This is a genomic window from Micromonospora sp. NPDC049051, from assembly GCF_043197575.1.
Classification (GTDB): Bacteria; Actinomycetota; Actinomycetes; order Mycobacteriales; family Micromonosporaceae; genus Micromonospora.
Map to the genome: position 1 here is coordinate 190846 of NZ_JBICTL010000002.1, position 26257 is coordinate 217102.

Genomic DNA, 26257 nt, shown 5'->3' on the forward strand with positions numbered 1-26257 from the left:
TGGTCAGCGGCCTGCCAGCAGCCCGGCGGCGGCGTGGGCGGCGGCCCGGGTGGCGCCGTGGGTGGCGACGTGGACCGCCCCGGTGACCAGTTCGGGCACGCCCAGCTCGACCACGACCGCGTCCGGCCGGGCGGCCAGCGCGCGGGCCACCGCCGCCCGCATCCAGTCGTGCCGGTGCAGGTCGCGTACCACGAGCACGACACGACGCCCGGCCGCCCCGGCGGTCGGGTCGGCGGGCACGTCGGCCTCGGCGTAGCGGACGCCGGTGGTGCCGGCGAGCACGTCGGCGAGCGGCGCGGCGAGCCCCCACGGGGTCTCCGGACCGATCGCGATGTTGCGGGGCGGCTCGAACTCGACCACGTGCGCGGGGCCGGTCAGCGGCAGCGCGTCGAGTCCGGCGGGCGCTGTGGTGACCCGCAGCGCCCGGCGGGCGGCGGCTAGCCCGACGGCGGAGCCGGCGGCGCTGGGGCGGGGGCGCGGCGGCTGCTCCGCCCGGGCGGCCACCGTCCAGGCGGCGAGCTGGCCCACCCGCTTGGCCGCCTCGGTGAGGCGTTCCTCCGGCAGGTCACCGGCGACGACCGCGGCGACGATGGCGTCGCGCAGCAGCCGGGCCGAGTCCTCGTCGGCGCGTTCCCCGCCGACGCAGATCGCGTCGGCGCCGGCGGCGAGGGCGCGCACCGCCGTGGCGGCGAATCCGTACCGGTCGGCGACCGCCCGCATCTCCACCGCGTCGGTGACGACGACGCCGGAGAAGCCCAGCTCGTCGCGGAGCAGCCCGCCGAGGATCCGACTGCTGAGGGTGGCCGGCAGCGCCGGATCCAGCGCCGGGACCAGCAGGTGGCCGGTCATCACCGCCTGCACGCCGGCCGCGACGGCGGCCCGGAACGGGGCCAGTTCCACGGCGTCGAGGCGGGCCCGGTCGGCGGTGATCAGGGGCAGGTCGTGGTGCGAGTCGACCTTGGTGTCGCCGTGCCCGGGGAAGTGCTTGGCGCAGGCGGCGACCCCGCCGGCCTGGAGGCCGCGTACCCACGCGGCGGTGTGCCGGGCGACCAGCGCCGGTTCGGCGCCGAAGGCGCGTACGCCGATCACGGGGTTGCCCGGGTTGGAGTTGACGTCGGCGTCGGGGGCGTAGTTGAGGGTGACGCCCAGGGCGGCGAGGTCGGCGCCGAGGTCGCGGGCGACCTCCTCGGTCAGCGCCGGGTCGTCGACGGCGCCGAGCGCGAAGTTGCCCGGCCGGGAACTGCCCCGGGCGGACTCGATCCGGGTCACGTCGCCGGCCTCCTCGTCGATGGCGACGACGACGTCGGGGCGCTCGGCGCGCAGGGTGGCGGTGAGGGCGGCCACCTGCTCCGGGTGGACCACGTTGCGGGCGAAGAGCACCACGGAGCCGAGCCCCTCGCCGAGCCACCGGCAGACCCAGGGCGGCGGCGTGGTGCCGACGAATCCCGGCTGCAGAACGGCGGCGGCGAGGGCCGCGAGGCTCCCCCCGGGGGCGCTCATGCCGGCCCGCCCGCGTGGTGGCTGATGTGTCGCTGGCTCATGCGGTCGTCGTACCCCCGTCTTCTCCGCGCCCCGAGGCCCCGCCACCGGCGGCGGTGCTGCCATGGTCACACCGCGCGCTTAAATAGTCAATAAACCTTACAGTTGCCGACCCGCGCGGCACTGGGGACAGTTCGGGGATGGATCACCTGCTGCTGGCCGACGCCACGAGCCCCGCCGACATCCCCGGCGTACGCCTGCTCGGCCTGGTCGTCGGCGCCCTGCTGCTGCTCGCCGCGATCCGCGCGATGTTCCGGCGCTGACCGCGCGCACCGGCCCCCACGGTTCGACGGCGTCCCCCGGGGTACCGCCTGCCTCGTTGCACCCGGTAGGACACCGCGAGGGGGAACGATGAGGATCGGCTACTTTCTGTCCACGGAGGAGTACGCGCCGGCCGAGCTGCTGGAACAGGCGCGCGGCGCGGAGCGGGCCGGCTTCGAGGCGCTCTGGATCTCCGACCACTACCACCCGTGGACGGACGCGCAGGGGCAGAGCCCCTTCGTCTGGTCGGTGATCGGCGCGCTCAGCCAGGTCTGCCGGCTGCCGGTCACCACCGCCGTCACCTGCCCGACCGTACGCATCCACCCGGCCGTCGTGGCGCAGGCGGCGGCCACCAGCGCGGTCCTGCACTCCGGGCGGTTCGTGCTCGGGGTGGGCAGCGGCGAGGCGCTCAACGAGCACATCCTCGGCGACGCCTGGCCGCAGACCGACGTCCGGCTGGAGATGCTCGAAGAGGCCGTCGAGGTGATGCGCGAGCTGTGGCGGGGTGGCTTCGTCAACCACCACGGCCGGCACTACACCGTCGAGCACGCCCGGATCTACACGCTGCCCGACACTCCCCCGCCGGTCTACGTCTCGGGCTTCGGCCCGAAGGCCGTCGACCTGGCCGCGCGCATCGGCGACGGCTTCGTCAACACCTCGCCGGACGCCGAGCTGGTCCGGCGGTTCCGGGAGAACGGCGGCGGCGACAAGCCGTGCCAGGCCGGCTTCAAGGCGGCGTACGCGCAGACCGAGGAGGAGGGGATGCGGATCGCGTACGAGCGCTGGCCGAACGCCGGGGTGCCGGGCGAGCTGTCCCAGGTGCTGCCCTCGCCACGGCACTTCGAGCAGGCCGCCCAGCTGGTCCGGCCGGAGATGATGAAGGACGCCTTCGTCTGCGGGCGGGACGCCGACGCGCACCTGGCGAAGCTCGACGAGTACGCCAAGGCCGGTTTCGACGAGGTCTACGTGGCCAACACCGGCCCGAACTGGCAGGGCCTGCTCGACCTCTACCAGCGCGAGGTGTTCCCCCGCGTCCGCTGAGTCCCGGCCACGGGCATCCGCGCCGTGGGGCGCGGGTGCCCTCGCCCACACCCGCCCGCCCTCTGCCGGGCGCCACGGGCGGGCCCCGGAAGCCCCGCACGCCGGACTCGCCCACGTCAGCCGCCGGTTTCGCCGCTGATCGCCGGGGGTACCTCCGGCCCTCGATGAAACTGTCCACGCACTCGACGACACTGCGCCGCGCGGCCAAGAGCCTCTTCGGCTGGACCGCACTACGGCCCCACCAGTTGGCCGCCATGCGGGCGGTCATGAAGCGCCGCGACGCCCTGGTGGTGCTGCCCACCGGCGCCGGCAAGTCGGCGATCTACCAGATTCCGGCCAGCCTGATCCCCGGCCCGACGGTGGTGATCTCCCCGCTGCTCGCCCTCCAGCAGGACCAGATCGCGGCGCTCAACGAACGCCAGCGGCCGGAGCTGCGCGCGGTGCGGATCAGCTCGAACGAGTCGGCCGCCCAGCAGGCGGAGGCGATCGCCGAGATCCGCGACGGGCGCGCGGAGTTCCTCTTCATCACCCCGGAGCAGCTCGCCAACCCCGACCGGATGGCCGAGGTGAGGTCGCTGAAGCCGGCGCTGGTGGCGATCGACGAGGCGCACTGCATCTCCGCCTGGGGGCACGACTTCCGCCCCGACTACCTGGCGCTGGGTCACCTGATCGACGGCATCGGCCGGCCCCCGGTGGTGGCGCTGACCGCCACGGCCTCCCCGCCCGTACGCGACGACATCATCGCCCGGCTGCGGCTGACCGAGCCCGAGGTGGTGGTCTCCGGGCTGGACCGGCCGAACCTGTTCCTCGAGGTGGCGCACTGCCCCACCGAGGACTACCGGTGGCGGCGGCTGATCGCCCTGCTGAGCGACGACACCCGGCCCGGCATCATCTACGTGCCCACCCGGCGCTCCGCCGAGGAGCTGGCCGCGCGGCTCACCGACGCCGGCTTCCCGGCCCAGTACTACCACGGCGGGATGCCGGCCGGCGCCCGCGCCGAGCTGCACGAGGCGTTCCTCGCCGACCAGGTGCCGATCATGGTGGCCACCTCGGCGTTCGGCATGGGCATCGACAAGCCGAACATCGCGTGGGTGGTCCACATGGCGTTGCCGGACTCGCCCGACAGCTACTTCCAGGAGATCGGGCGGGCCGGCCGCGACGGCGCCCCGGCCCGCGTACTGCTGCTGTGGCAGGCCGAGGACGTCGGGCTGCAACGCTTCTTCAGCGGCGGCCTGCCGGACCCCGACGAGCTGCGCGACCTGTCGGCGCTGCTGCGCAAGAAGGCGCGGGGGAAGAAGGAGCTACGCGAGCTCACCGGCCTGGGCCCACGCAAGCTGGGCCAGTACCTCGCCCTGCTGGAGCAGGTGGGCGCGGCCGAGCCGAGGGCGAAGCAGCGCATCGGCGCGCCCCGCTACTCCCCCGCGCCCGTGGATGCCGCCGCGGCGGCCCTGGCGGAGGCCGAGCGGCAGCAGACCGTCACCCGGTCGCGTACGGACATGATGCGGGCCTTCGCCGAGACCACCGCATGTCGGGGGCAGACGCTGCTGGCCTACTTCGGCGAGCAGATGACCGAGGTCTGCGGGCACTGCGACAACTGCCACGCCGGCACCAGCACCCCCGACCACGGCGCCGTCGGGCCCTTCCCCGTGCACAGCCGCGTCCGGCACCCGGAGTGGGGTCCCGGCATGGTGCTGAGCTACGAGGAGGGACGGATGACGGTTCTCTTCGACGAGGTGGGGTACAAGACGCTGTCCGTCAGCGTGGTGTCCGAACAGCAACTGCTGACCCTCGACTAGCCTGAGCCGGGCACCGCTGGCGGGGCCCGGGACGACGAGCGACATCAGTGCGGAAAGGGGCGTTGCCGTGATCGAGCAGCCGGCGTACACCGGATTCGGTTTCTCCGACGAGGAGTGGGGGCTGCTGGTCGGCCTGCCGCAGTCGGTGCTGACCGCGGCCAGCGCCGCCGAGTCCGACGGCACCCGGCGCACCATGGCGGAGAACGCGGCCGGGCTGGAGACCATCGCCGCCGGCCGGGAGTCGGCCAGCCCGCTGGTCGCGGCCGTGGCCGGCGAGATCATCTCGCGGGTGGGCGACCCGGAGGCCGGCGAGGAGCTGCCGGTCATCGCGCCGTCCGACCCACGCGGCTACCTCGAGGACGTGCTGGGCCGGGCCAAGGAGGCGGCGGCGCTGCTGGCCGCCCGGACCGACGAGGGCGAGGCCGGCGCGTACAAGCACTGGCTGGTGGACATCGCCGAGCAGGTGGTGGGCGCGGCGTCCAGCGGCGGCATCCTGGGCCTCGGCGGCGACGTGGTCAGCGACTCGGAGCGGCGCTTCCGCGACCGGCTCGCCCAGGTGCTCAACGACTGACGCGACGACGACGGCGGCACCGGAAGTCGTCCGGTGCCGCCGTCGCGTGTGCCGGCGGAGGTGGGCGCGCCGTTGTTCCCACCGCCCGGCGGGCGGAACAGCGCCGGTGGGACCGGTGGCCAGCTCTCCGGCGGCGCCGCGATCGGGGCGGGCGCGGCCGGGACGGTGCGGTCAGGCCACGCGGCGGCGGAACAGCACGGCGGTCAGCGGCACCGAGACCGCCAGGATGCCCAGGCACCAGGCCACGGCCAGGGTCGGGGCCGTGCCCGTGGGGGTGCCGAGCAGCAGGGCCCGCAGCGTCTCGATGACGGGCGTGACGGGCTGGTGGTCGGCGAAGCCGTGGATCCAGCTCGGCATCGTCTCCACCGGCACGAACGCGCTGCTCGGGTAGGGCAGGAACATCGCCAGGAAGGTGAAGCCGCTGGCGGCCTCCGGGGTGCGGGCCAGCAGGCCGAACGCCGCCGACAGCCAGGACACGGCGAGCAGGAAGAGCAGCAGCACCCCGAACGCGGCCAGCCAGCGCAGCGGGTCCACGGCCGGGCGGAAGCCGATGCCGACGGCGATGGCCAGCACCAGCACCGTGGAGACGGTGTTGCGGGCGATGCTGGCGGCGACGTGCCCGCCGAGGATCGCGGTGGCGCTGACGTCCATCGTGCGGAACCGCTCGATGACCCCGTTGGTCAGGTCGGTGGTCACGCTGACGGCGGTGGTCGCCGCGCCGAAGCTGGCGCAGAGCAGCAGGACGCCCGGTACGACGTAGGTGACGTACCGGGTGCCGGTGTCGATCGCGCCGCCGAACAGGTAGACGAAGAGCAGCATCAGCAGCACCGGCAGCAGCAGCGACGTGAGCAGCGCGTCGACGTTGCGGCGGGACAGCCGCAGGCAGCGCGCCACCATCACGAGCGCCTCACCGGCGCGGGTCGGGCGCAGGGTCAGCTCAGACATGGGAAACCTCCCGGTGGGCGGCCACCGGGTCGCCGGTGAGGGTGAGGAAGACGTCGTCCAGGGTCGCCTCGCGGACGACGAAGCGGGCGAGGCCCCGCCGGTCGGGGTCGGCCCGGTCGAGCAGGTGGCGGATCTCCGCCGCGTCGCCGCCGGTGGCCACGGCCAGCTCGAGCCGGTCCGGCTCGCGGTGCGTGACCCGGTCGCCGAGGCGCCGCTTCGCCTCGGCGAAGCTCCGCGCGTCGTGCAACGTCAGTTCCAGCCGGTGGGCGCCGAAGCGGCGCTTGAGCTCGCCCGCGCTGCCCTCGGCGGCCAGCCGGCCGCCGTGCAGCACGGCGATCCGGTCGGCGAGCCGGTCGGCCTCCTCCAGGTACTGCGTGGTGAGCAGCACGGTCACCCCTGCGCCGGCCAGCTCGGCGACCACCTCCCACAGGCCCTGCCGGCTGCGCGGGTCGAGGCCGGTCGTCGGCTCGTCGAGGAAGATCACGGAAGGTTCGCCGAGCAGGCTGGCCGCGAGGTCGAGCCGGCGGCGCATCCCGCCGGAGTAGGTCACCACCCGCCGACTGCCCGCGGCCACCAGGTCGAAGCGCTCCAGGAGGTCGGCGCTGCGCCGCCGGGCGGCGGCCGGGGACAGCCCGATCAGCCGGGCCATCATGCGCAGGTTCTCCGCGCCGGTCTGCTGGTCGTCGAGCGCCGCGTGCTGGCCGGCGAGGCTGATCGCCCGCCGTACCCGACGCCGGTCGCGGACGACGTCGTGACCGTCCACCCGGGCCGCGCCCCCGTCGGGCAGGGCGAGCGTGGCCAGGATCCGTACGGTCGTGGTCTTGCCGGCCCCGTTGGGGCCGAGCAGGGCGTACACGCTGCCCCGGGCCACCCGCATGGTCAGTCCGTCGAGCACCGCCACCCCGCCGTAGCGCTTGCACAGGCCGACGGTCTCCACCGCTGCTGTCTCCATCACCCCTCACCCTCTGTCTTCTGCGTATTACATACGCCGTTCTGCGTAGACCATACGCAGAAGTTAGGATGGCCGTCAAGGACACGTACCGGGGGTGGGGATGAGCGACGCCGACGTCGAGCTGCCGGAGAGCATCGAGCTCGCCTGGGGCCTGCGGGAACGCCCCGGCAAGGGCCCCCGGCGCAGCCTCACCATCGAGCAGGTGGTGGCCGCCGGCATCCGGGTGGCCGAGGCCGACGGGCTGGCAGCGGTGTCGATGAGCCGGGTCGCCGGGGAGCTGGGCATGGCCACCATGTCGCTCTACCGCTACGTCTCGGCCAAGAACGACCTGCTGGAACTCATGTCCGACACGGCGTACGGGGAGCCACCCGCGCCACGCGGCCCGGACGAGGGCTGGCGGCCGGCCATCGCCCGCTGGGCGTACGGCACCGTGACGGCGATCCGCCGCCACCCGTGGATCCGGCAGGTGCCGGTCGGCGGCCCGCCGATGGGCCCCAACGGGGTCCGCTGGATGGAGCAGGGGCTCGCCGCCCTGCGCGGCACCGGCCTGCGCGGCACCGAACGGCTCTCGACCATCCTGCTGGTCAACGGGTACGCCCGGTACTGGGCCACGCTCACCGCCGACATGACCGAGGCGGCGGCACGCGAGCAGCTCAGCCCGGACGACGTCGGCGCGCGGTACTGGCAGCAGCTCGCCCGGCTGACCCGGCACGGCCCCTACCCCGCCATCCGCGAGCTGCTGACGGACGCCGAGATCGAGTCGGAGGAGGAGTTCGACGAGGAGTGGCGGTTCGGCCTCGACCGGATCCTCGACGGCGTCGAGGTGCTGATCCGCAGCCGGACGGCCACGGACTGAGCCGCCGGTGGCCACGATGGACAATGGCCACCGGACCGGCGCGAGGACGGGGGGAGCGGATGCTTCGGCGGACCACGGTGGACACCGAGCAGGTGCCGGCGGCCGAACGCTTCGAGATGTGGCTCGACCTGGTGGCGCGTGCGGCGTCGCCGCTGCGGATCAGCACCGAGCACGCGCACGACTTCGCCGCCCGGGCGGAGATCGTCGAACTCGACCCGCTCCGGGTGATCAACTACCGGTATCCGTCCCTGGAGGCAGTGGGTAGCTCCCGGCTGACGCGCGAGTCCGCCCCCGAGATCTACACGCTGGCGCTCACCGTCAACGGTGACGGGGCGGTCAGCCAGGCCGGTCAGCGCAGCGTGCTGGGGCCCCGCGAGTTCATCTTCTACGACGGGTCGCGACCGCACGAGGTGCGGCACCTCGGCGACGACGGCGGCCGCGACCCGGCCCGGTCCATCGTGGTGGTCATCCCGCACGCCGCGCTGCCGCTGTCACCGGACCGGCTGGCGCCGCTGCTCGGCGGCCGGATGTCGGGCACCGAGGGGATCGGCGCGCTGCTGGCCCAGTTCCTCCTCCAGATCGCCCACCATCCCGAGCAGTACCACGCCGCCGACGCCGCCCGCCTCGGCACCGTCGGGCTCGACCTGGTGTCCACGATGCTCGGTCGGCACCTGGTGGCCGAGGACGCGGTGCCGACCGAGGTCCGCCGGCGCGCCCTCGTCACCCAGATGCGGGCGTACATCCAGCGGCATCTCGGGGACGCGACGCTGAGCCCGCAGGTCGTGGCGGACGCGCACCACGTCTCGCTGCGTACCCTGCACCGGCTCTTCGAGGCCGAGGAGTCGACGGTCGCGTCGTACATCCGCGAGCTGCGGCTGGCGCGGTGCCGCCACGACCTCGCCGACCCCGGCCTGCGCGGCCAGCCGATCCAGGCGATCGGGGCCCGCTGGGGCTTCCCCGACAAGGCGCACTTCAGCCGGGTCTTCCGCAAGGCGCACGGCGTCGGGCCGCAGGTCTGGCGAGCCGGCCAGGCGGAGTAGGACGGCACGAAGAGTCAACCCGGCGGCGTCCACGGTCAACCCGGTCGGGGCAGACTGACGGCGGTGGCCGATCCCTCCCCTCCACGGCGGGGGTCGGACCGCCGACGGGGGCCGTGGCGCGCCGCCCGCCGCCACGGGGGAGGCGGGCGGCCGTCCGGTCCCGGCACCCCCGCTGAGCACGGCGCCGGGCCGCCTCAGGCGTCCTCCAGCAGTTCGAGCACGATCAGCTCGGCCTTCTCGCGCGGCGTCGCGGGGTCGACCGGGGCGACCACGCCGTCGTGGAAGAGGTCGACCACGCGCGGGTCGACGTAGGACGTGCGGGCCACGGTGGGGGTGTTGCCGAGCAGCTCCGCGACGTCACGCATCACCGCCGCCACCGCCCGCCTGCCGGCGGTGGCCGAGCGCGGCGGCCCCACCGTCGCCAGCTCGGTCGCCGCCAGCACCGTGGCGTGCCAGGTGCGGAAGTCCTTCGCCGTCATCTCGCCGCCGCTGGCGTCACGCAGGTACTCGTTGACCTCGTCGCTGCGCACGTCGCGCCAGTCCCCGCCGTCGCGGTAGCCGAAGAGCCGGTCCGCCGACCGCCGCCGGCGACGCAGGTTGATCAGCACCCGGCACAGCTCCGGGTCCTCGATGCGACGCACCTGCTCGACGCCGCCCTTCGCGGGGAACTCGAACACCACACAGCCGCCCCGGGAGCGGGCGTGCTCGGGGCGCAGGGTCGCCACGCCGAACGTCGGGTCGTCGCCGGCCGCGTACTGGTCGCTGCCGACGCGGAACGTCCCCATGTCCAGCAGCCGGGTCACCGTCGCCAGCACCCGGTCGCGGTGCAGCCCCCGGCCGGCCAGGTCCCGCCCGACCCGCTCGCGCAGCACCGGCAGCCGGCGGGCCACCTCCAGCACGTGGTCGAACTTCGCCTCGTCGCGCTTCTCGCGCCACGTCGGGTGGTAGAGGTACTGCTTGCGTCCGGCCGCGTCGATGCCGGTGGCCTGGATGTGCCCGTTCGGGTACGGGCAGATCCAGACGTCCCGCCAGGCGGGCGGGATCACCAGCTCGCGCAGCCGGCCCAGCTGGTCGCCCTCGCGCACCGGCTGCCCCGACGGGTCGAGGAAGAGCCAGCCCCGACCGCGCCGGCGCCGCCCGTACCCCGGTCTGCCCGGGTCGCTACGCCGCAACCGCACCGGAGACCCGCACCGCCCGTTCCACCTCGTCCACGGCGGCCACCACCTCGTCGACCCCGATGGCCGCCAACGTCGGATGGCTTCCTACCCCCTCCCACCTGGGCGAACCCTCCACGCCCGCCCAGAGCGCCCGGTGCCGGTCCCGCTCCGGCGGCGGCCCCCACAACGCCGGGGAGACCGGCCCGAAGAGCACCACCGAGGCGGTGCGGTAGCCGGTCGCCAGGTGCGCCACGCCCGTGTCCCCACTGACCACCAACCGGGCGTACGCGACCAGCGCGGCCAGCCGGCCCAGGTCCGTACGGCCGGCCAGCACCGCGTCGGCGGGCAGTCCGGCCGCCTGCGCGATCCGCTGCGCCGTCGCCCGCTCGGCGGGGCTGCCGGTGAGCACCACCCGGTGCCCCCGGGCGGCCAGGGTCCGGGCCAGCGCGGCGAACCGCCCGGGCGGCCAGCGCTTCGCCGGGATCTTGGAACCCGGGTGCAGCACGGTCACCCCGGTCGGGACGTCGCCGGCGGCCGGGCGCCGCAGGTCCAGGTCCGTACGGTCGGCGGGGATGCCGTACCAGTCGAGCAACCGGCACCAGCGGTCGACTTCGTGTTCGTCGGCGCGCCAGGCGGGGCCGTCGTGGTGACCGGCCTCCGGGCTGGCGTACGCGAGCAGCCGGCCGGGGCGGGTGCCGGCGAGCATCCGGTGCGACTCGGGGCCCCGACCGTGCAGGTTGACGGCGGCGTACGGCGACCGCAGGGCCGCGTCGGGGCGGCCGAGCCCGTCGGTGGGCACCAGCCGGTCGACGCCGCCGACCAGGTCGACCAGCGGCGCCAGCCAGCCGGGCGCGGCGAGGACGAGTTCCCGGTCCGGATGGGCGGCGCGCAGGGCGCGCAGGACCGGGGCGGCGGTGGCGAGGTCGCCGACGCCGAGCGCGCGCAGGGCGAGGATCACGGGTAGGAGGTCTCCTGGTCGGCGCAGACGACCATCTCGCGCACGGCGCAGCCGGCGGGTTGCGACAGCGCGAACATGATGGCGGCGGCGGTGTCGGCGGGATCGTTCAGCACGGCGTCGGGCCCGGGCTTGTACGCGGCGTCGCGCTCGTCGAAGAAGGCCGTGCGCATCCCGCCGGGGACGAGCAGGGTGACCCCCACCCTGCCGGCCAGTTCGGCGGCGAGCGCCCGGGTGAAGCCGACGACCCCGAACTTCGCCGCGCAGTACGCGGTCGCGTCGGCGACGGCCTTCACCCCCAGCGTGGAGGCGACGGTGACGATGCTGCCCCGGGATGCCTCCAGGAAGGGCAGCGCGGCCCGTACCACGGCCGCCGTGGCGAGCAGGTCCACGGCCACGATCCGGTCCCAGGTCTCGCCGGGCACGTCCGCCAGCTTCCCCGGCACGTCCATCCCCGCCGCGGTGACCACCGCGTCCAGCCCGCCCGAGCGCTCGGCCAGCTGCCGCGTGGCGGCCTCCGCGGCGCGGGTGTCGGCCAGGTCGCACTCCACCCACGGCACCCCGTCGGCGGGCGCCTGCCGGTCCAGCACCAGCGGCCGTCCGCCGTCCCGGGCCACGGCCGCGACCACGGCGGCGCCCAGGCCGCTCGATCCGCCCGTGACCAGCACGGTGCGCCCCACGCCGGGCGACCCGCCGCTCACCGGTCGCCCTCCGCCGGCGTCGGCCTGGCGAGGCTGGCCCGCGCCCGTCCGGGCTCACCGCCGGGCCTGCCCGACGCGCCGCCGGGGGCGGGGCCGGCCGGCGGCACGGTGTCGGTGAGCGGCGGCCCGCCATCCGGTCCGACGACGCCGGTGGAGCGGGCGGCGGCGATCAGCCCGGTGGTGGAGCGGCCGTCCAGGTACGGCACCACCACCGCGTTCCCGCCCCACCGGCGCAGCACCTCCGCCTCGGGCAGGGCCGGCTCTCCGCCGTCGCCGGCGTAGTCGCCGCCCTTCACCCACACGTCCGGCCGCAGCCACGACAGCGCCGCGTGCGGGGTGGACTCGTCGAAGATCATGACCGCGTCGACGCAGCCCAGCGCCGCGAGCAGCCGGGCCCGGTCGCCCTGCGGGGTCACCGGCCGGTCCGGGCCCTTCAGCCCCGCCACGCTGGCGTCGGAGTTGAGGCAGACCACCAGGCAGTCGCCGAGCTGCCGGGCCGCCTGCAACGTCGCCACGTGCCCGGCGTGCAGCAGGTCGAAGCAGCCACCGGTGGCCACCACCGTGCCGCCGGCCGCGCGTACCGCCGACACCACGCCGGCCGCCGCGGCCACGCCGACGCGCTCGCCGCCCGGGCTGGAGACCGCCGGCGGGAGCGGACGCGCCGGCCTCGGCAGCGCCGTCGCCACTCCCCCACCGGCCACGTACGCCGACGCCTCGGCCACCGCCTCCTGCACCGCCTCGGAGACCAGCGCCCCCCGCGCCAGGGCCAGGCTGGCGGTGGCCGCGAACCGGTCGCCTGCGCCGCAGGTGTCCCCCTCGGCGGTGATCGGGGCGGGCACCACCATCGGCGTCGCGCCCGCGTGGCAGAGCAGCGCGCCGTCCCCGCCCAGGGTCACCGCGACCGCGCCGGCGTGCCAGCGTTGACGCAACCCCTGCGCGCCCCGTGCCGCCGTCGCCAGCCGGCTCGCGCCCGGCGCGACCGTGACCAGCTCCCGCACCTCGGACTCGTTGGGGGTCACGAGGTGCACGCCCGCGACGGCCGCCGGCCCCCGCGGGTGCGGGTCCCAGACCACCGGCGCCCGGGTGGCGGCCAACGCCGCCCGCAGCGCGGGCTGCCGGGCGACGCCCCGCCCGTAGTCGCTGACCAGCACGGCGGAGGCCCGCGCGATCATCCGCAGCACCGCCTCCGACGGCTCGCCCGGTGTGCCGTCCGCGCCGCCCCGGTCGTGGCGCAGCAGCACCCGGCCCCGGGCCCGCAGCCGGACCTTCTCGGGCGTGCCGCCACTGAGCCCGAGGGGATACACCTGCACGCCGGCGTCGGTGAGCAACGAGCTGAGCCGGGCCCCGCCCGCGTCGTCCGCCAGCGCGGTCACCAGCACCACGTCGGCGCCCTGCGCGGCGGCGAAGACGGCGGCGAGCCCGGCGCCGCCGGGCCGGTCGACGTGCGCGGTCTCGTCCAGCACCGGCACCGGCGAGTCCGGGCAGAGCCGGTTCACCACCCCCTCGACGTCCCGGTCCAGCAGGGTGTCACCGACCACCACGACGGGTCCCCTCACGCTTCCCTCCTCATCACGCCCCGGGCCTGCCGACCCGCTCCGCCGTCGAGCACCACCTCGACCCCGGTCCGTACGGGCGCCACCGGCAGCGCCCGCTCGACGTACTCGCAGAGGAGGTGGCTGGTCACGAGGTGGAGTTCCTGGACGACCTGGCTGTCGGGCGAGCCGACGGCGAGGACGTCGTGGCACAGCTCCGCCAGGGGGTTGGGGGTGGGGCCGGTCAGGGCCCAGCAGGTGAGTCCGCCGTCGCGGCCGGCGCGGGCGGCGGCGAGCAGGTTGGCGCTGGCGCCGCTGGTCGACAGCAGCAGCAGGACGTCGCCGGCGCGGCCGTGGGCGCGCACCTGGCGGGCGAAGACCTCGTCGTAGCCGTAGTCGTTGCCGATGGCGGTCATCGCCGAGGTCTCGGCGTGCAGCGCGATGGCGGACAGGGGCTGGCGGTCGTCGTGGAGCTTGCCGACGAGTTCGGCGGTGAGGTGCTGCGCCTCGGCGGCGCTGCCCCCGTTGCCGGCCACCAGCAGCCGGGCGCCGTCGACCAGCCGGCCCGCGAGCTCCGCGCCCCACCGGGCCAGCAGCGTCTCGTGCCGCCGGAAGGGCACCAGCGCCGCCGCCAGGTTGGTCAGGTGCGCGTCCAGCGGGGTGGCCTCCGTCATCCGGCCACCACCCCGGTCGGCCGGCGGACGGATGCGACGTCACCGTAGACCTCCACGAGCCGCTCTGCCGTGGCCGCCCAGGAGTACCGCCGCCGGGCCCGCTCCCGCGCCGCCGTCGCGTACGCGAAGCGGCGGATCCGGTCGTCGAGCAGCCCCTGGATCGCGGCGCCCAGCGCGCGGGGGTCCCGGGCCGGCACCAGGTCGCCGGTGACGCCCTCGACCACGGTGTCCTTGATCCCGCCGACGGCCGTACCGACCACGGGCACGCCGCAGGCCATCGCCTCCAGCGGGGTGAGCCCGAACGGCTCGTACCAGGGCGCGGCCACCAGGACGTCCGCCGAGCGGTACCAGCGGCCCATCTCCTCGCGGGGCACCGCCCCGACCAGCCGCACCCGGTCTGCCACCCCGCAACTGACCGCGAGGGCGCGCAGCCGGCGGGCGTACGGGTCGGTCTCCAGCAGCCCGGCGGGCGGCCCGCCGACCACCACGCACTCGGCCTCCGGCACGTACGCCATGGCCCGCACGACGGTCTGGAAGCCCTTGCGCTCGACCAGCCGGCCCACGGTCAGGATCCGCGGCCGGCCGTCCTGCCGTTCGGCGGTCGGCCCGAGCGGGGCGAACGTGCCCAGGTTGACGCCGGACGGCACGACCGTCATCCGGGACCGGGGCACGCCCATCCGGACCAGTTCGCCGACCTCGTCGCGGCACTGGGCGATGACCCGGTCGACGGCCCGGCCCAGCTCCCGCTCGTAGCCGATCCGGCGGGCCGGGCTGGTGTCCTGCACGCCCTGGTACCGCCGCTTGACCACCCCCAGGGCGTGGTACGTCTGCACGACCGGCACCCCGGTCTGCCGGCCGGCGGCCAGGGCGGCGAGGCCGCTCATCCAGAAGTGCGCGTGGATCACCTCGGGCACCCAGTCGGTGCCCCGCCACCGCTCGACCAGCCAGCGGCTGAACTCCTTCATGTGCGGCAGCAGGGCGTCCTTGGCGACCGGCTCGGCCGGCCCCGCCGGGACGTGCACCACGTCGTAGCCGTCGGGGCTGCGTACCGTGACCGGCAGGTCGACGGCGTCGCGGCGGGTGTAGACCCGCACGTCATGTCCGGCGGCCGCGAGGGCGGCGGAGAGCTCGGCGACATGCGTGTTCTGACCGCCGGCGTCCTCGCCGCCCAGGATGGCGAGCGGGCTGGCGTGCTCCGAGATCATCGCGATGCGCATACTTCCTCCTCCAGCAGCCGGTCCCAGTCGGCGAGGAAACGGTCGAGGCCGTAGCGGTTGCGGGCGGCGGTGCGGGCCTGCTCGCCCGCCCGGCGTGCCGCCGCCGGGTCGTCGACGAACCGGCGGGCGGCGTCGAGCAGGGTGTCGAGCCGGGTGGACAGCGCTCCCGCCCCGGGCGGCACCGCCATCGCCGCCTCGGTGGCGGCGAGCGCGACCACCGGCATCCCGATGGACATCGCCTCGATGAGGCTCAGCCCCAGCGACGTCCACCGGCACAGGTGCAGGTACGCCCGCCGCCGCCCCAACTCGGCGTGCATCCGGTGCTGGGGGATGTCGTCGTGGCTGGCGATCCGGTCGGCCGGCAGGCCCAGGTGCTCGGCCAGCCCGGCGACCTTCATGCCGAAGACGTCCAGCGGGGCGATCTCGGCGAAGCGGGGCAGCAGGTCGGTGCCGGTGACCCGCCAGCGGCGTACCGGTTCGTTGATCACCACGGCGAGCCGGTCGAGTTCACCCGTGTACTCGGCGGCAGGGGTGACGATCCCGTGGTCGACCACTGTGGTACGGGTGGCGCCCGTGTCCCAGAAGAGCTGGTTGAAGCCGGTCACGTGGGCGATGAGCAGGTCGTCGCGGTCGGCCATCGGGTGGCGGCTGTTGGGCACGTCGCCGTCCTTGGGCGTGTTGTGCTCGACGTAGACGGCGGGAACGTCGCGGCCGGGCCGCCGGCCGAGCCACCGCTCGGCGAGGTCGATCTCCTCGGGGCGTTGCAGGACGACCAGGTCCACGTCGGCGGTGCGCAGCTGCTCGGGGGTCACCTCGACGGCCGTGTCGGGCCACGGGTAGGTGCGCGCGCGGCCGAGGCCGTAGGGGCCCCGGTCCGGGGTGACGGGCACCAGGTACCGGTGCTTGCCGTGCACGAACGACGTGGTCCAGGAGCCGTGCACGTGCCAGAGCAGCAGGTTCATCAGCCGCTCCCGCCGGTGTCGGCTGCCGCCAGCGCGCCGGCTTCCCGGCCGCCGGGCGACGCCGGCCGCCCCGCCGGGGTGGGCGGTGGGCGCACCCCGAGCAGCCGCAGCGCGTCGAGGACCTGACCGGGTTCGACGCCGCTGAGGCAGGGGTGTCCGGGCACCGGGCAGCGGGCCGCCCGGGTGTCCCGGCAGGGCGCTTCCGCGTCGCCGAGGCGTACCGTGGGCACCCGCCACGGCCCCCACTGCCCGAACGGGACGGTGGGGGCGAAGAGGCTGACCACCGGCACGCCGTGGGCGGCGGCGAGGTGGGCGGGGCCGGTGTTGCCGACCACGACCGCGCCGGCGCCGGCGATCGTCGCGGCCAGCCCGGCGAGGCCGGTCCGCCCGCCCAGGTCGACGGCGACGTCGCCGGCCACCCGGGCGGTCAGTTCCCGCTCGTCGGGGCCGCCGGTGACCACCACCCGGTGGCCGGCGGCGGTCAGGGCGAGGGCGATCCGCGCCGCCAGCTCGGGTGGGCAGCCCCGGGCCTGCGCCGCCGAGCCGGGGTGCAGCACCACGTATCCCGGCGCGCCGGCCTCCGGCGGCGGGGCCGGCACCGGCCCCAGGCGCAGGGCGGGTCCGTCGTGGTCGGCGAGGGGGAATCCGGCGGCGGCGGCGAGCGACAGCGCGCGTTCCGCTTCGGGTACGCCGGCCGGCACGCGGTGCCGTACGTCGAGCAGGCTGCCCGGGTAGTCGTCGCTGATGGCGCTGACCCGGCGGATGCCGGCCAGGCGCAGCAGCAGCGCCAGGGGCAGGGGCGACTGGTGGAAGCTGGTGAAGACGACGGCCTCGTCGGCGTCCACGGCGGCGAGTCGGTCGACGAGCTGACGCATGTCGGCGGGGTCGACCTGCTCGGGCTCGGGGTCGATCCAGGGCAGCCGGTGCTCGACGATCTCGGCGACGCCGGGCAGGAGTTCCGCCGCGGCGCGTCCCCGTGGCCCGCACAGCAGTACCACCCGCTCGGCGCCGGCGGCGACGGCCCGGATGCCGGGCCCGGTGACCAGCACGTCCCCCGCCGAGTCGGCGCGTACCACCAGCACCGTCCCCGCCCGCCGCCCGCCGCCCGGGTCGACCGCCGCCTGCCGGCGCAGGATCTCCGCCACCGCCGCCGGCAGGTCGGGCGCCACCTGCGGCGCGGCGGCCACCTCCTGCGGTCGGGTCACCGGCGTGGGCACCAGGATCGCGGACGCGCCTGCGGCCGACGCGGCGGTCATGTCCCGCCCGATGTCCCCCACCAGCACGCACCGCGACGGCACCGTGCCCAACTGCCGTGCCGCCGCGTGCACCAGCCCCGGCGCCGGCTTGCGGCACCCGCAACCGTCACCGTCGTCGTGCGGACACACCGCCCAGGCGTCGAACGGCCCCAGCAGCTGCTCGACCCGGGCGTGCACCGCCCGCATCTGCGCCTCGGTGAACAGGCCCCGGGCCAGGCCCGACTGGTTCGTCACCACCGCCAGCCGCAGGCCCGCCGCCCGCAACCGGTCCAGGGCGGCCCGTGCCCCCGGCATCGGCCGTACCTTCTCGGGATCGCCGTTGTACGGCACGTCCTCGATCAGCGTGCCGTCGCGGTCCAGCAGCACCGCGTCGAACAGGACGGGCCCGGACCCCGCCACGCCAGCGCCGGCAAAAACCCGGGCTGACCTGCGCTGATCCGGCTCCACCTGGTCCTGTCGCACAGCCGGCGGGTTCCCTGCGCCCCGGGGAGTAAACGTGCCGATACCCGTCGCCGGGGAGAAGCTAACCCACCGGCGCCGTTAGCCTCGGCCACGCCCGGGGTATGGGAGCTTAGTGGCGATTGTGGAGAAAGTGATCGACGCTTCCCCGCAGCAGGTCTGGGCGGTGCTCGCGGACGGCTGGACGTACAGCGACTGGGTCGTGGGCACGGTGCACGTGCGCGACGTGGACGACGCCTGGCCCCGGGTGGGCAGCCAGCTGCACCACAAGGCCGGGCCGTGGCCGTTCTCGCTGCACGACTCGTCCACGGTGCTGACCTGCGAGCCGCCGCACCGGTTGGTGCTGCGCGCCGGCCTCTGGCCCGCCGGGGAGGCCGTCGTCGTGTTCACCCTCGAGGCGGTGGGCACGGGCGCGACGCGCGTACGCATCGGCGAGGACTTCGCCGCCGGCCCGCTGCGGTGGGTGCGCAACAAGGTCAACGACCTGGTGCTGCACCAGCGCAACAAGGAGACCCTGAGGCGGCTGGCCGACATCGCGATGCGGCAGAAGGGGGACGGGTGACGCAGCGCCGGCCGTCTCCGGCGTCGCGCTGGCCGGGTTGACGGTGGCCCTCACCGCGCTGGTCCGGCGCCTCTGCTGACCCGGATCCGTCCTCGTCGGGGGCGGAAGACGGGGCGGTAGGGGTGGCCTTTTCGACCCGGATGTGGCAACTGGCTACGCTCTCAGGGAGCCCTGTCCGCCGACCGAGGATGTCCGACATGATCGAACCCGTGCAGTTGCCCGTGCCGTGGCGGGACGCACGCCTGACCGTCGTGGTTCCCACCTACAACGAGGCGGGCAACCTCCCGGTGCTGGTCGAGCGACTGCTGGCCCTGCCACTGCCGGGCCTGAAGATCCTGGTCGCCGACGACAACTCGCCGGACGGCACGGGCGAGGTGGCCGACAAGCTGGCCATCGAGCACCCCGACCGGGTCGAGGTCGTGCACCGGGCGGGCAAGGAGGGCCTGGGCCGGGCGTACGTGGACGGCATGGGGCGCGCCCTCGACGGCGGCGCCGAGTACGTGGCGCAGATGGACGCCGACCTGTCGCACCCGCCGGAGGCGCTGCCGGGCATGCTCGGCGCGCTGCTCTCCACCCAGGCCGGCGTGGTGATCGGCTCCCGGTACGTGCCCGGCGGCGAACTGGACGAGAACTGGCCGCTCTACCGGCGGGCGCTCAGCGGCTGGGCCAACCTGTACGTGCACACGCTGCTGCGGGTCCGGATCCGCGACCTCACCGCCGGCTTCAAGATCTGGCGGGCGGACGCGCTGCGCGACATCGGCCTGGAGCGGGTGCAGTCCAACGGCTACAGCTTCCAGGTGGAGATGCACTACCTGGCCACCAAGCTGGGGCACACCATCCTGGAGGTGCCGATCCGCTTCGAGGAGCGGCGCGACGGCGCGTCCAAGATGACCACCGCGACCAAGATCGAGAGCGCGCTGATGCCGTTCAAGCTGCGCAGCAAGCACCGCAACATCGAACGCTGACGCGTCGGGTCCGCCCGGCCTCTCGATCCCCCACCCTCCGCCCTGCCTTCTGCCCGCCGTCGCCGCCCACCCGGGCACTGCCGCCCCACCGCCTTGCCATGCCTCCTGCCGGACCCCGGCGGGTGGGTCGGACGAGCCAACGGCCCGCCCGACTGGCGAGGCGGCAGGCAGCGCAGTCGGGGAACGGCGGGCAGCGCAGTGGAGGACGGCGGGCAAGGCAGCGCGACAGCGGGCGAGGCGGCAGGGCTTGGGCGGGCATGGCGGGGCGGGGCGAGGCGGATCGGCGTAGCCCGGCCTGGCCCCAGCAGGTGGGCGGCTGGCGGGCGCCTGAGAGACCCTCACCCGCCGAGCCGTCCGATCACCGCGCCCCACGACTACCAACCGTCACCTCACTTTGAGTGACCCTCGCGTGAAGGCACCCCAACCTCCCCGTCGGCCCTTTGCTCTGCAGCCACGGACGCACCAGCTCACCGAGCTGGACTTTTGCGATCGGCGACACGGGCGCGGCAGCCAGCAGAGGTCACCTTCAGTAACCGTTGCGTATATGGCTGCAGAGCAAAGGGCGAAGCAATGATCCCCCTCCACCCACAGTGGCCTCACTCTGCGTAACCCAGTCCGGTCCAAGCGTCGCCCGCGTCGGGCCAGGAAGTCGCGCAGGTAGGCCAGGGCTTCCCGGGATCGGGCGGCTGTGTCAGAACCCGGATGCAGTCAGCAGGTCGGGCCAACGGCGGCGGGCACCGGGGGCGGTCAGCGGCACCAGCGGCGGACACCGGCACCAGGGGCGGGCACCGGCACCAGCGGAGGGCACCGACACCAGGGGCAGTCAGCGGCACCAGCGGCGGACACCGACACCAGGGGCAGTCAGCGGCACCAGCGGCGGTCAGCGGCACCAGGGGCGGTCAGCGGTAGACCGCCCGGTGCGCGGCGTCGATTCCGGCCGCGTACAACGGGCCGGTGAGGGCGCGGTCGCGGGCCAGCGCGGCGCGGGCGGCGTTCGCGCCCGGGGCGCCGTGCACGCCGCCGCCCGGGTGCGCCGACGCGCTGGCCAGGAAGAGCCGGTCCACCGGTGTGTCCGCGCGGCCCAGGCCGGGGATCGGGCGCAGGAACAGCTGCTGGTACGCGGCAGCCGTGCCACCGCCCAGCGCGCCGCCGACCAGGCTGGGGTCGCCCGCCTCCAGGTCGGCCGGGCCGGCCACGTGCCGCCCGACGATGAGGCTCCGGAAGCCCGGGGCCGCCTCCTCCAGCACCTGTTCCATCCGCTCGACGTGCGCGGCGATGTCCTCGGCGCGCCAGTGCCGGCGAAACGGCAGGTGGGTGTACGACCACAGCGACTCGGTGCCCGGCGGCGAGTGGCTCGGGTCGGCCACCGTCATCTGTCCCAGCAGCAGGAACGGGTCGCGCGGGATCTCCTTGCGGGCCAGCGCGGCGGCGTAGCTGGTGAGCCCGTCCAGGTCCGCGCCGAGGTGCACCGTGCCGGCGGTGGCGACCGCCCGGTTGGTCCACGGCACCGGAGCCGACAGCGCCCAGTCCACCTTGAGCGTCGAGCCGTCCCAGCGGAAGTGGGCCAGGTCCTCCACCAGCCGGGGCGGCAGCGCCGCCGCGCCGACCAGGTCAAGGTAGAGGGCGGGGGCGGGGACGTCGGCGAGCACCGCGCGGCGGGCCTGCCAGAGGGTGCCGCCGACGGTACGCACGCCCATCGCCCGGCCGCGGGCCGTCAGCACCCGGTCGACGTGTGCGCCGTAGAGGATCCGGCCGCCGCGCTCGGTCAACCGGGCCACCAGCGCGTCGGTGATCTTCTGCGCGCCGCCGTCGGGGACCGGCCAGCCGACCTGCTGACCGAGCATGGCGAGCAGCCAGCCGTACACGCCCGAGCCGGCCTCCTCAGGTGAGAGGTCGGTGTGCAGGGCGCAACCGGCCAGCAACGCCGGGCCGCCCTCGCCATCGAAGAGTTCGTCGCCGAGCTTGCGCACCGGCACCACCAGCCGTCGGGCCAGTCGCAGCGCCCCGGCCACCCGCAGCCGGCGCAGCAGGGTCAGGCCCCCGCGTACCGGCGGGAAGGGCGTGGTGATGGTCTCCAGCATCGGCTCGGCCACCTGACGCCAGTCGTCGTACGCGTGCAGCCAGCGCTTGCCGTCGCCCGGCGCGAACGCCTCCAGCGACGCCGCCGTGGCCTCCGGGTCGCGGTTGAGCACCGCCGCCCGTCCGTCGGGCAGCAGGTGGGCCAGCACGTCCGGGGAGTGCCGCCAGCGCAGCCCGTACCGGTCCAGCCCCAGCCCACGCAGCACGGGCGAGGCGTAGCCGAGCGGGTAGAAGGAGCTGTAGAGGTCGCTCAGGTAGCCGGGGGCGGTCACCTCGGCGGAACGCACGGCACCGCCGGGGGCCGCGGTGGCCTCCAACACGAGAACGTCCCAGCCCGCGTCGGCCATCAGGTTGGCGGCGACCAGGCCGTTGTGGCCGGCTCCGACGACGACGGCGTCCGCGCTCTCCGCGCCGGGGGAACTCATCAGATCCGCCTACCCGGCCGACAACCGGGCGAAACGCGTTTGCCGGGCCGGGGCCGGGGCATGCACTGCCATGTACACGGTTGCGCAGCTCATAGGCGGAGTGTGGGGCGCGGGCGGCGAGGGTGGCGAGTTGGTCGTACACGATCCGGCCGACGGCTCCCCGGTCAGCTCGGCGCCGGTGGCGACGGCCGACGAGGTCGGCAAGGCGGTGGAGGCGACGCGCGGCGTCGCGGCGGAGTGGGCGGCGACCGCCCCGGCGGAACGGGCGGCAGCCCTGCACCGGGCCGCGGACGCCGTGGCGGCGGCGGCCGACGACCTGGCCCGGGCGACGACAGCGGAGATGGGCAAGCCGCTGTCGGACGCGCGGGGCGGCGTGGAGGCGGGGATCGGCACGCTGCGACAGTACGCGGAGCTGGCCCCGGTGCGCGGCGGGCGGACCCTGCACGGCGGCACCCACGCCCTCGACTTCATGGTGCCGCAGCCGCGCGGGGTGGTCGCCGCGATCACGCCGTGGAACGACCCGGTGGCGGTCTCCTGCGGGCTGCTCGGCGCGGCCCTGGTCACCGGCAACGTGGTGGTGCACAAGCCGAGCGAGCGTGCCCCGGCGACCGGGTGGCTGCTGGCGAAGGCGCTGGACTCCGCGCTGCCGCCCGGGGTGTTGTCGCTGCTGACCGGCGGCCCGGAGGTCGGCGCGGCGCTGGCCGCGCAGGAGGTCGACGTCGTCGCCCACGTCGGCTCCACCGCCACCGGGCGGGCCATCGCGGCCGCGGCGGCGCGCACCGGCGCGAAGGTGCTGCTGGAGAACGGCGGCAGCGACCCGCTCGTCGTGGACGGCGACGTCGATCCGGTCTGGGCGGCCGGGCAGGCGGCTGTCGGCGCGTTCGCCAACGCGGGGCAGATCTGCGTCGCGGTGGAGCGGATCTACGTGCACCGGGACGTCGCGGAGGACTTCACGCAGGCGCTGGTGGAGCGGGCCGAACAGTTGCGGACAGGGCCGGGCGGTGACCCGCGTACGGAGCTGGGGCCGCTGGTGGACCGGCGGCACCGCGACCACGTGCACGGGCAGGTGACCGCGGCGGTGGCTCAGGGCGCGCGGATCCGCTGCGGGGGCGTACTGCCCGACGGGCCGGGGGCGTTCTACCCGGCGACCGTGCTGAGCGACTGCCGCCACGACATGACGGTGGTGCGGGAGGAGACGTTCGGGCCGGTCGCGGCGATCGTCGCCGTCGACTCGTACTCCGAGGGGCTGCGGTGCGCCGCCGACTCCCCGTACGGGCTGGCCGCGACGGTGCTGACCGGGTCGATGAGCCACGCCCAGCGCGCCTGGCGGGAGCTGCCCGTCGGCACGGTGAAGGTCAACGCGGTGTTCGGCGGGGCCCCCGGCGGCGCCGCGCACCCGCGTCGGGGCAGCGGCCACGGCTTCGGCTACGGGCCGGAGCTGCTGGACGAGTTCACCGCGACGAAGGCGGTCCACATCGAGGCGCCCGGCGGCGGCCACTGGTGAACCACGGGCAGGCTGTCCCGGGTCGTGGGCCACGGCTGTCCCGAGCCCGACGCAGAGGCTGTCCGCGTGCGGACAGCCTCTGCGTCGCGTACCCGGATGGCGTGCTCAGCGACCGCGGGCCTTGGCGGTCTGGCGGTTGTTCGCCTTCTCGATGGCCTTGACCAGTTCCGGCTTCGTCATCGACGAGCGGCCGGGCACGTCGAGCTTGCGGGCCACCTTCATCAGGTGGTCCTTGGTGGCGTTGGCGTCCACCCCGCCGGCGGTGGGCGCGCGGCGCTCCGGTCCGCCGCCGGCCGCCTGGCGGTCGCTCGGACCCTTGCGGCCCTTGGGCTCCCAGTGGTCGCCCACCTTCTCGAACTCGTGCTTGACGGCGGCGAAGGCGGTGCGGTGCGCCCGCTCCCCCTCGCCGTACGTCTCCACGGCCGAGTCGTGCGTCTTCTCCCAGGTGCGCTGCGCCTTCTTGGGGGAGCGTCGCAGCGTGCTGGGCAGTACCTCGCGCCCGGGCATCTCGTCCTCCTCCGCGTTCGCTGGGTTTCCGTGTTGACCGTTCCCCCACGCCCGGCCGGCAAACGGGTCGGGTTTGTCGATTTCCGGGCGAGGGTACCGGCGGGCCAGGCGACGCCGGAGGCACCGGGTCATCCGGGCCGGGGGCACAGGGAGCGGGCATGACGACGACGGAACCCGGCGCGGCGCTCACCGGGCAGCGGCCACGGCGGCTCCCCCGCCGGGTACGCCAGTTGAGCTGGCGGACGTGGCGCGGGGTACTCGTACGCAGCGGGCGCAACTTCGTGAAGGACAACTGCGCGGACTGGGCCGCCGCGCTGACCTACTACGGGGTGCTCGCGCTCTTCCCGTCCACGATCGTGGTGGTCGCCCTGGTCGGGCTGGTGTCCAACGGCGAGCAGACCGTCGACACCGTGCTGGACCTGGCCCGGGACGTGGGCGCCGGCTCGGTGGTGGCGAACGAGGGCTTCGTCAGCGTGGTCCGGGGCGTGGTCGACCAGAGCGACTCGGCCAGCGTGCTGCTGAGTTTCGGCCTGCTCGGCGCCCTCTGGTCGGCCTCCGGTTTCATCGGGGCGTTCACCCGGGCCTCGAACGCCGTCTACGGGGTCGAGGAGGGGCGCCCGATCTGGAAGCTGCGGCCGATGCAGATCGGGCTGGCGGCGGTCACGCTGGTGCTGCTGGCGGTCGTCGCGACCGGGCTGATCGTCAGCGGTCCCGTCACCGACGCGGTGGGTGACCTGGTCAACGCCGGTGGACTGGCCCGTACGGCGTGGAGCGTCGCCAAGTGGCCCGTGCTCACACTGATCATGATGGTGCTGCTGAGCCTGCTGTTCTGGATCGCGCCCAACGTCCGGCAGCCCCGGTTCCGCTGGCTGACCCCGGGCGGCGCGGTCGCCCTGTTCGCCTGGTTCCTCGCCTCCTTCGGTTTCGGCCTGTACGTCGCCAACTTCGGTTCGTACGACGCCACCTACGGCAGCCTCGGGGCGGTCATCGCGTTCCTGGTCTGGCTCTACCTGTCCAACTCGGCGCTGATGCTCGGTGTGCAGATCAACGCCGAACTCCAGCGCGGCCGGGTGCTCCAGGCCGGCGAGCCGGACGCCGAGGAGCCGGTCCTGCCCCCGAAGACGCCCGCCGGCTGACCCCGCGCGGGTCCACCGGCCGCTGCGCCGGCGCTGCGCGCGCCGCCCGCGCCACGGAGCCGCCCGCGCCACATGGCCGCCCGCGCCCAGGGAGCTGCCCGGACCAGGCCGCCGCCCGCGCCACGGAGCCGCGCCGGTCCGTTTACCGCCTGCGCCACCGGGTAGCGCAGAAGACATGGAACGTGGCAGCAGCAAGCACGGACCGAGGGTCGACGAGCAGATGAGCCGGGAGGTCAGCGGCCTCGTGCAGGGGCCGGGGACCGGCGGCTCGCGGGTCGACGAGGCCCGGGTGCCGGAGCCGGCAGGCGAGGACCAGCCGGAGGCGACCACGGCCCCGGCCGGCGACCTGCGTACGGGGGCGCCCAAGGGAATGAGTTCCGAGGACGTCGAGCGGCGCAGCCGGCTCGGGCGGTTCATCACGATGGCCGCCCTGCCCGGTGACCGGGAGGCGCTGATCGCCAACGCGCGCGACAACGAGGCGCCGGCGGACATCCTCGCCGCCCTGGAGCGGCTGCCCGAGGGCACCAGCTACCAGACGGTCTCCGAGGTCTGGGCGGCGCTCGGCCACAAGAACGAGACGACCCGCTGGTGACCGGATCCCCGCACGATCCGGCCCGTCACCGGCGGACGAAGGAGGATTCCTGATGAGTGGCGTTACCGAACATGTCGACGTCTCCGTCCCGGTGCGCACCGCGTACGACCAGTGGACCCAGTTCGAGGACTTCCCCCACTTCATGGAGGGGGTGCAGGAGGTCCGGCAGCTGACGGACACGATGACCCACTGGACGGTGGAGATCGCCGGGGTGAAGCGCGAGTTCGACGCGGAGATCACCGAGCAGCTCCCCGACGAGCGGGTCGCCTGGCGCTCGACGGGTGGCACGCAGCAGGCCGGTGTGGTGACCTTCCACCGGCTGGACCCGGACACCACCCGGGTCACGCTCCAGCTCGAGTTCGAGCCGCACGGCGTGGTTGAGCAGGCCGGGGACAAGCTCGGCGTCGTCGACCGGCGCGCGAAGGGCGACCTGGAGCGGTTCAAGCAGTTCATCGAGCGGCGCGGTCAGGAGACCGGCGCCTGGCGCGGCAAGGTCGACCGTCCGCAGCCCTGATCCCCCGCCCCCGGGTGACGAACCACCGATGGCCGCCGGCTCCCCCGGCGGCCATCGTC

Annotated in this window: 25 protein-coding genes; 12 read left to right on the forward strand and 13 right to left on the reverse strand. The window is 75.2% G+C overall.

Annotated features, from left to right (window positions below; all coding sequences use genetic code 11):
* Positions 1 to 3: 3 nt before the first annotated feature.
* Complete coding sequence (locus ACGFIR_RS08180; RefSeq protein WP_393143897.1) at positions 4 to 1500, reverse strand: glycoside hydrolase family 3 protein; 1497 nt, start codon at positions 1498 to 1500, stop codon at positions 4 to 6.
* Between the two features lie 179 nt (positions 1501 to 1679).
* On the opposite strand from ACGFIR_RS08180, the gene ACGFIR_RS08185 reads away from it, so the two are divergent.
* The 4 genes from ACGFIR_RS08185 (at position 1680) to ACGFIR_RS08200 (ending at position 5208) form a co-directional block, all read left to right on the forward strand.
* Positions 1680 to 1802: a hypothetical protein gene (locus ACGFIR_RS08185; protein ID WP_393005908.1), complete on the forward strand. Its 123-nt coding sequence runs from the start codon at positions 1680 to 1682 to the stop codon at positions 1800 to 1802.
* Between the two features lie 88 nt (positions 1803 to 1890).
* The gene (locus tag ACGFIR_RS08190) at positions 1891 to 2841 is read left to right on the forward strand and encodes a TIGR03557 family F420-dependent LLM class oxidoreductase (protein WP_393143899.1); all 951 of its coding nucleotides are present in this window, start codon (positions 1891 to 1893) and stop codon (positions 2839 to 2841) included.
* 164 nt (positions 2842 to 3005) lie between these two features.
* Entirely contained in the window at positions 3006 to 4637 is a 1632-nt protein-coding gene (locus ACGFIR_RS08195; protein ID WP_393005912.1) for a RecQ family ATP-dependent DNA helicase, read from the forward strand.
* Between the two features lie 67 nt (positions 4638 to 4704).
* Positions 4705 to 5208, forward strand: coding sequence for a hypothetical protein (locus tag ACGFIR_RS08200; RefSeq protein ID WP_393005914.1), 504 nt, complete (start codon positions 4705 to 4707; stop codon positions 5206 to 5208).
* 171 nt (positions 5209 to 5379) lie between these two features.
* Here the strand turns inward: ACGFIR_RS08200 and ACGFIR_RS08205 are convergent, their stop codons facing one another.
* On the reverse strand, positions 5380 to 6153 hold the full coding sequence (locus ACGFIR_RS08205; RefSeq protein ID WP_393005916.1) for an ABC transporter permease: 774 nt from the start codon (positions 6151 to 6153) through the stop codon (positions 5380 to 5382).
* The gene (locus tag ACGFIR_RS08210) at positions 6146 to 7105 is read right to left on the reverse strand and encodes an ATP-binding cassette domain-containing protein (protein WP_393143901.1); all 960 of its coding nucleotides are present in this window, start codon (positions 7103 to 7105) and stop codon (positions 6146 to 6148) included. The genes ACGFIR_RS08205 and ACGFIR_RS08210 overlap by 8 nt, the downstream gene beginning before the upstream one ends.
* A gap of 100 nt (positions 7106 to 7205) precedes the next feature.
* On the opposite strand from ACGFIR_RS08210, the gene ACGFIR_RS08215 reads away from it, so the two are divergent.
* Positions 7206 to 7961, forward strand: coding sequence for a TetR/AcrR family transcriptional regulator (locus ACGFIR_RS08215; RefSeq protein WP_393005920.1), 756 nt, complete (start codon positions 7206 to 7208; stop codon positions 7959 to 7961).
* A 59-nt stretch (positions 7962 to 8020) separates the two neighbouring features.
* Positions 8021 to 9001, forward strand: coding sequence for a helix-turn-helix domain-containing protein (locus tag ACGFIR_RS08220; RefSeq protein WP_393143903.1), 981 nt, complete (start codon positions 8021 to 8023; stop codon positions 8999 to 9001).
* A gap of 194 nt (positions 9002 to 9195) precedes the next feature.
* On the opposite strand, the gene ACGFIR_RS08225 is transcribed toward ACGFIR_RS08220, so the two are convergent.
* Genes ACGFIR_RS08225 through ACGFIR_RS08260 form a run of 8 tightly spaced genes read right to left on the reverse strand, consistent with a single transcriptional unit; the run spans position 9196 to position 17854 of the window.
* Positions 9196 to 10179, reverse strand: a complete 984-nt coding sequence (locus ACGFIR_RS08225; protein WP_393143905.1) for a DNA topoisomerase IB — start codon at positions 10177 to 10179, stop codon at positions 9196 to 9198.
* Entirely contained in the window at positions 10163 to 11116 is a 954-nt protein-coding gene (locus ACGFIR_RS08230) for a glycosyltransferase family 9 protein (protein WP_393143907.1), read from the reverse strand. The genes ACGFIR_RS08225 and ACGFIR_RS08230 overlap by 17 nt, the downstream gene beginning before the upstream one ends.
* Entirely contained in the window at positions 11113 to 11814 is a 702-nt protein-coding gene (locus tag ACGFIR_RS08235; RefSeq protein ID WP_393005928.1) for an SDR family oxidoreductase, read from the reverse strand. Before ACGFIR_RS08235 ends, ACGFIR_RS08230 begins: the two co-directional genes overlap by 4 nt.
* Positions 11811 to 13370: a PfkB family carbohydrate kinase gene (locus tag ACGFIR_RS08240; RefSeq protein WP_393143909.1), complete on the reverse strand. Its 1560-nt coding sequence runs from the start codon at positions 13368 to 13370 to the stop codon at positions 11811 to 11813. The genes ACGFIR_RS08235 and ACGFIR_RS08240 overlap by 4 nt, the downstream gene beginning before the upstream one ends.
* Positions 13367 to 14020: an SIS domain-containing protein gene (locus ACGFIR_RS08245; protein ID WP_393005932.1), complete on the reverse strand. Its 654-nt coding sequence runs from the start codon at positions 14018 to 14020 to the stop codon at positions 13367 to 13369. The genes ACGFIR_RS08240 and ACGFIR_RS08245 overlap by 4 nt, the downstream gene beginning before the upstream one ends.
* A complete protein-coding gene (locus ACGFIR_RS08250; protein WP_393143911.1) occupies positions 14017 to 15237 on the reverse strand; it encodes a glycosyltransferase in 1221 nt (406 codons plus the stop codon). The genes ACGFIR_RS08245 and ACGFIR_RS08250 overlap by 4 nt, the downstream gene beginning before the upstream one ends.
* Positions 15222 to 16199 carry a glycosyltransferase gene (locus ACGFIR_RS08255; protein WP_393005936.1) on the reverse strand — a complete coding sequence of 326 codons (978 nt, stop codon included), beginning with the start codon at positions 16197 to 16199 and terminating at the stop codon, positions 15222 to 15224. The genes ACGFIR_RS08250 and ACGFIR_RS08255 overlap by 16 nt, the downstream gene beginning before the upstream one ends.
* Positions 16199 to 17854 (reverse strand): HAD-IIIA family hydrolase, encoded by a 1656-nt coding sequence (locus ACGFIR_RS08260; protein WP_393005938.1) that lies wholly within the window; start codon positions 17852 to 17854, stop codon positions 16199 to 16201. Before ACGFIR_RS08260 ends, ACGFIR_RS08255 begins: the two co-directional genes overlap by 1 nt.
* Before the next feature lie 193 nt (positions 17855 to 18047).
* Here ACGFIR_RS08260 and ACGFIR_RS08265 point away from each other — a divergent pair, with 193 nt between their 5' ends.
* Together ACGFIR_RS08265 and ACGFIR_RS08270 are read left to right on the forward strand one after the other, a co-directional pair.
* On the forward strand, positions 18048 to 18476 hold the full coding sequence (locus ACGFIR_RS08265; RefSeq protein WP_393005940.1) for an SRPBCC family protein: 429 nt from the start codon (positions 18048 to 18050) through the stop codon (positions 18474 to 18476).
* Between the two features lie 197 nt (positions 18477 to 18673).
* The gene (locus ACGFIR_RS08270; RefSeq protein ID WP_357564546.1) at positions 18674 to 19441 is read left to right on the forward strand and encodes a polyprenol monophosphomannose synthase; all 768 of its coding nucleotides are present in this window, start codon (positions 18674 to 18676) and stop codon (positions 19439 to 19441) included.
* Positions 19442 to 20340: 899 nt separating this feature from the next.
* Here the strand turns inward: ACGFIR_RS08270 and ACGFIR_RS08275 are convergent.
* Positions 20341 to 21945 carry a phytoene desaturase family protein gene (locus tag ACGFIR_RS08275; RefSeq protein WP_393005942.1) on the reverse strand — a complete coding sequence of 535 codons (1605 nt, stop codon included), beginning with the start codon at positions 21943 to 21945 and terminating at the stop codon, positions 20341 to 20343.
* Positions 21946 to 22015: 70 nt separating this feature from the next.
* On the opposite strand from ACGFIR_RS08275, the gene ACGFIR_RS08280 reads away from it, so the two are divergent.
* On the forward strand, positions 22016 to 23449 hold the full coding sequence (locus ACGFIR_RS08280) for an aldehyde dehydrogenase family protein (protein WP_393005944.1): 1434 nt from the start codon (positions 22016 to 22018) through the stop codon (positions 23447 to 23449).
* Positions 23450 to 23554: 105 nt separating this feature from the next.
* On the opposite strand, the gene ACGFIR_RS08285 is transcribed toward ACGFIR_RS08280, so the two are convergent.
* On the reverse strand, positions 23555 to 23956 hold the full coding sequence (locus ACGFIR_RS08285) for a ChaB family protein (protein ID WP_091095813.1): 402 nt from the start codon (positions 23954 to 23956) through the stop codon (positions 23555 to 23557).
* A 158-nt stretch (positions 23957 to 24114) separates the two neighbouring features.
* Between ACGFIR_RS08285 and ACGFIR_RS08290 the strand changes: the two genes are divergently transcribed.
* The 3 genes from ACGFIR_RS08290 to ACGFIR_RS08300 all read left to right on the forward strand — a co-directional run bounded on the left by ACGFIR_RS08290 (position 24115) and on the right by ACGFIR_RS08300 (position 26198).
* Complete coding sequence (locus tag ACGFIR_RS08290) at positions 24115 to 25092, forward strand: YihY/virulence factor BrkB family protein (RefSeq protein WP_393005946.1); 978 nt, start codon at positions 24115 to 24117, stop codon at positions 25090 to 25092.
* A 175-nt stretch (positions 25093 to 25267) separates the two neighbouring features.
* Complete coding sequence (locus ACGFIR_RS08295) at positions 25268 to 25684, forward strand: DUF2795 domain-containing protein (RefSeq protein WP_393143913.1); 417 nt, start codon at positions 25268 to 25270, stop codon at positions 25682 to 25684.
* A 52-nt stretch (positions 25685 to 25736) separates the two neighbouring features.
* On the forward strand, positions 25737 to 26198 hold the full coding sequence (locus tag ACGFIR_RS08300) for an SRPBCC family protein (RefSeq protein WP_151455771.1): 462 nt from the start codon (positions 25737 to 25739) through the stop codon (positions 26196 to 26198).
* Positions 26199 to 26257 lie beyond the last annotated feature (59 nt).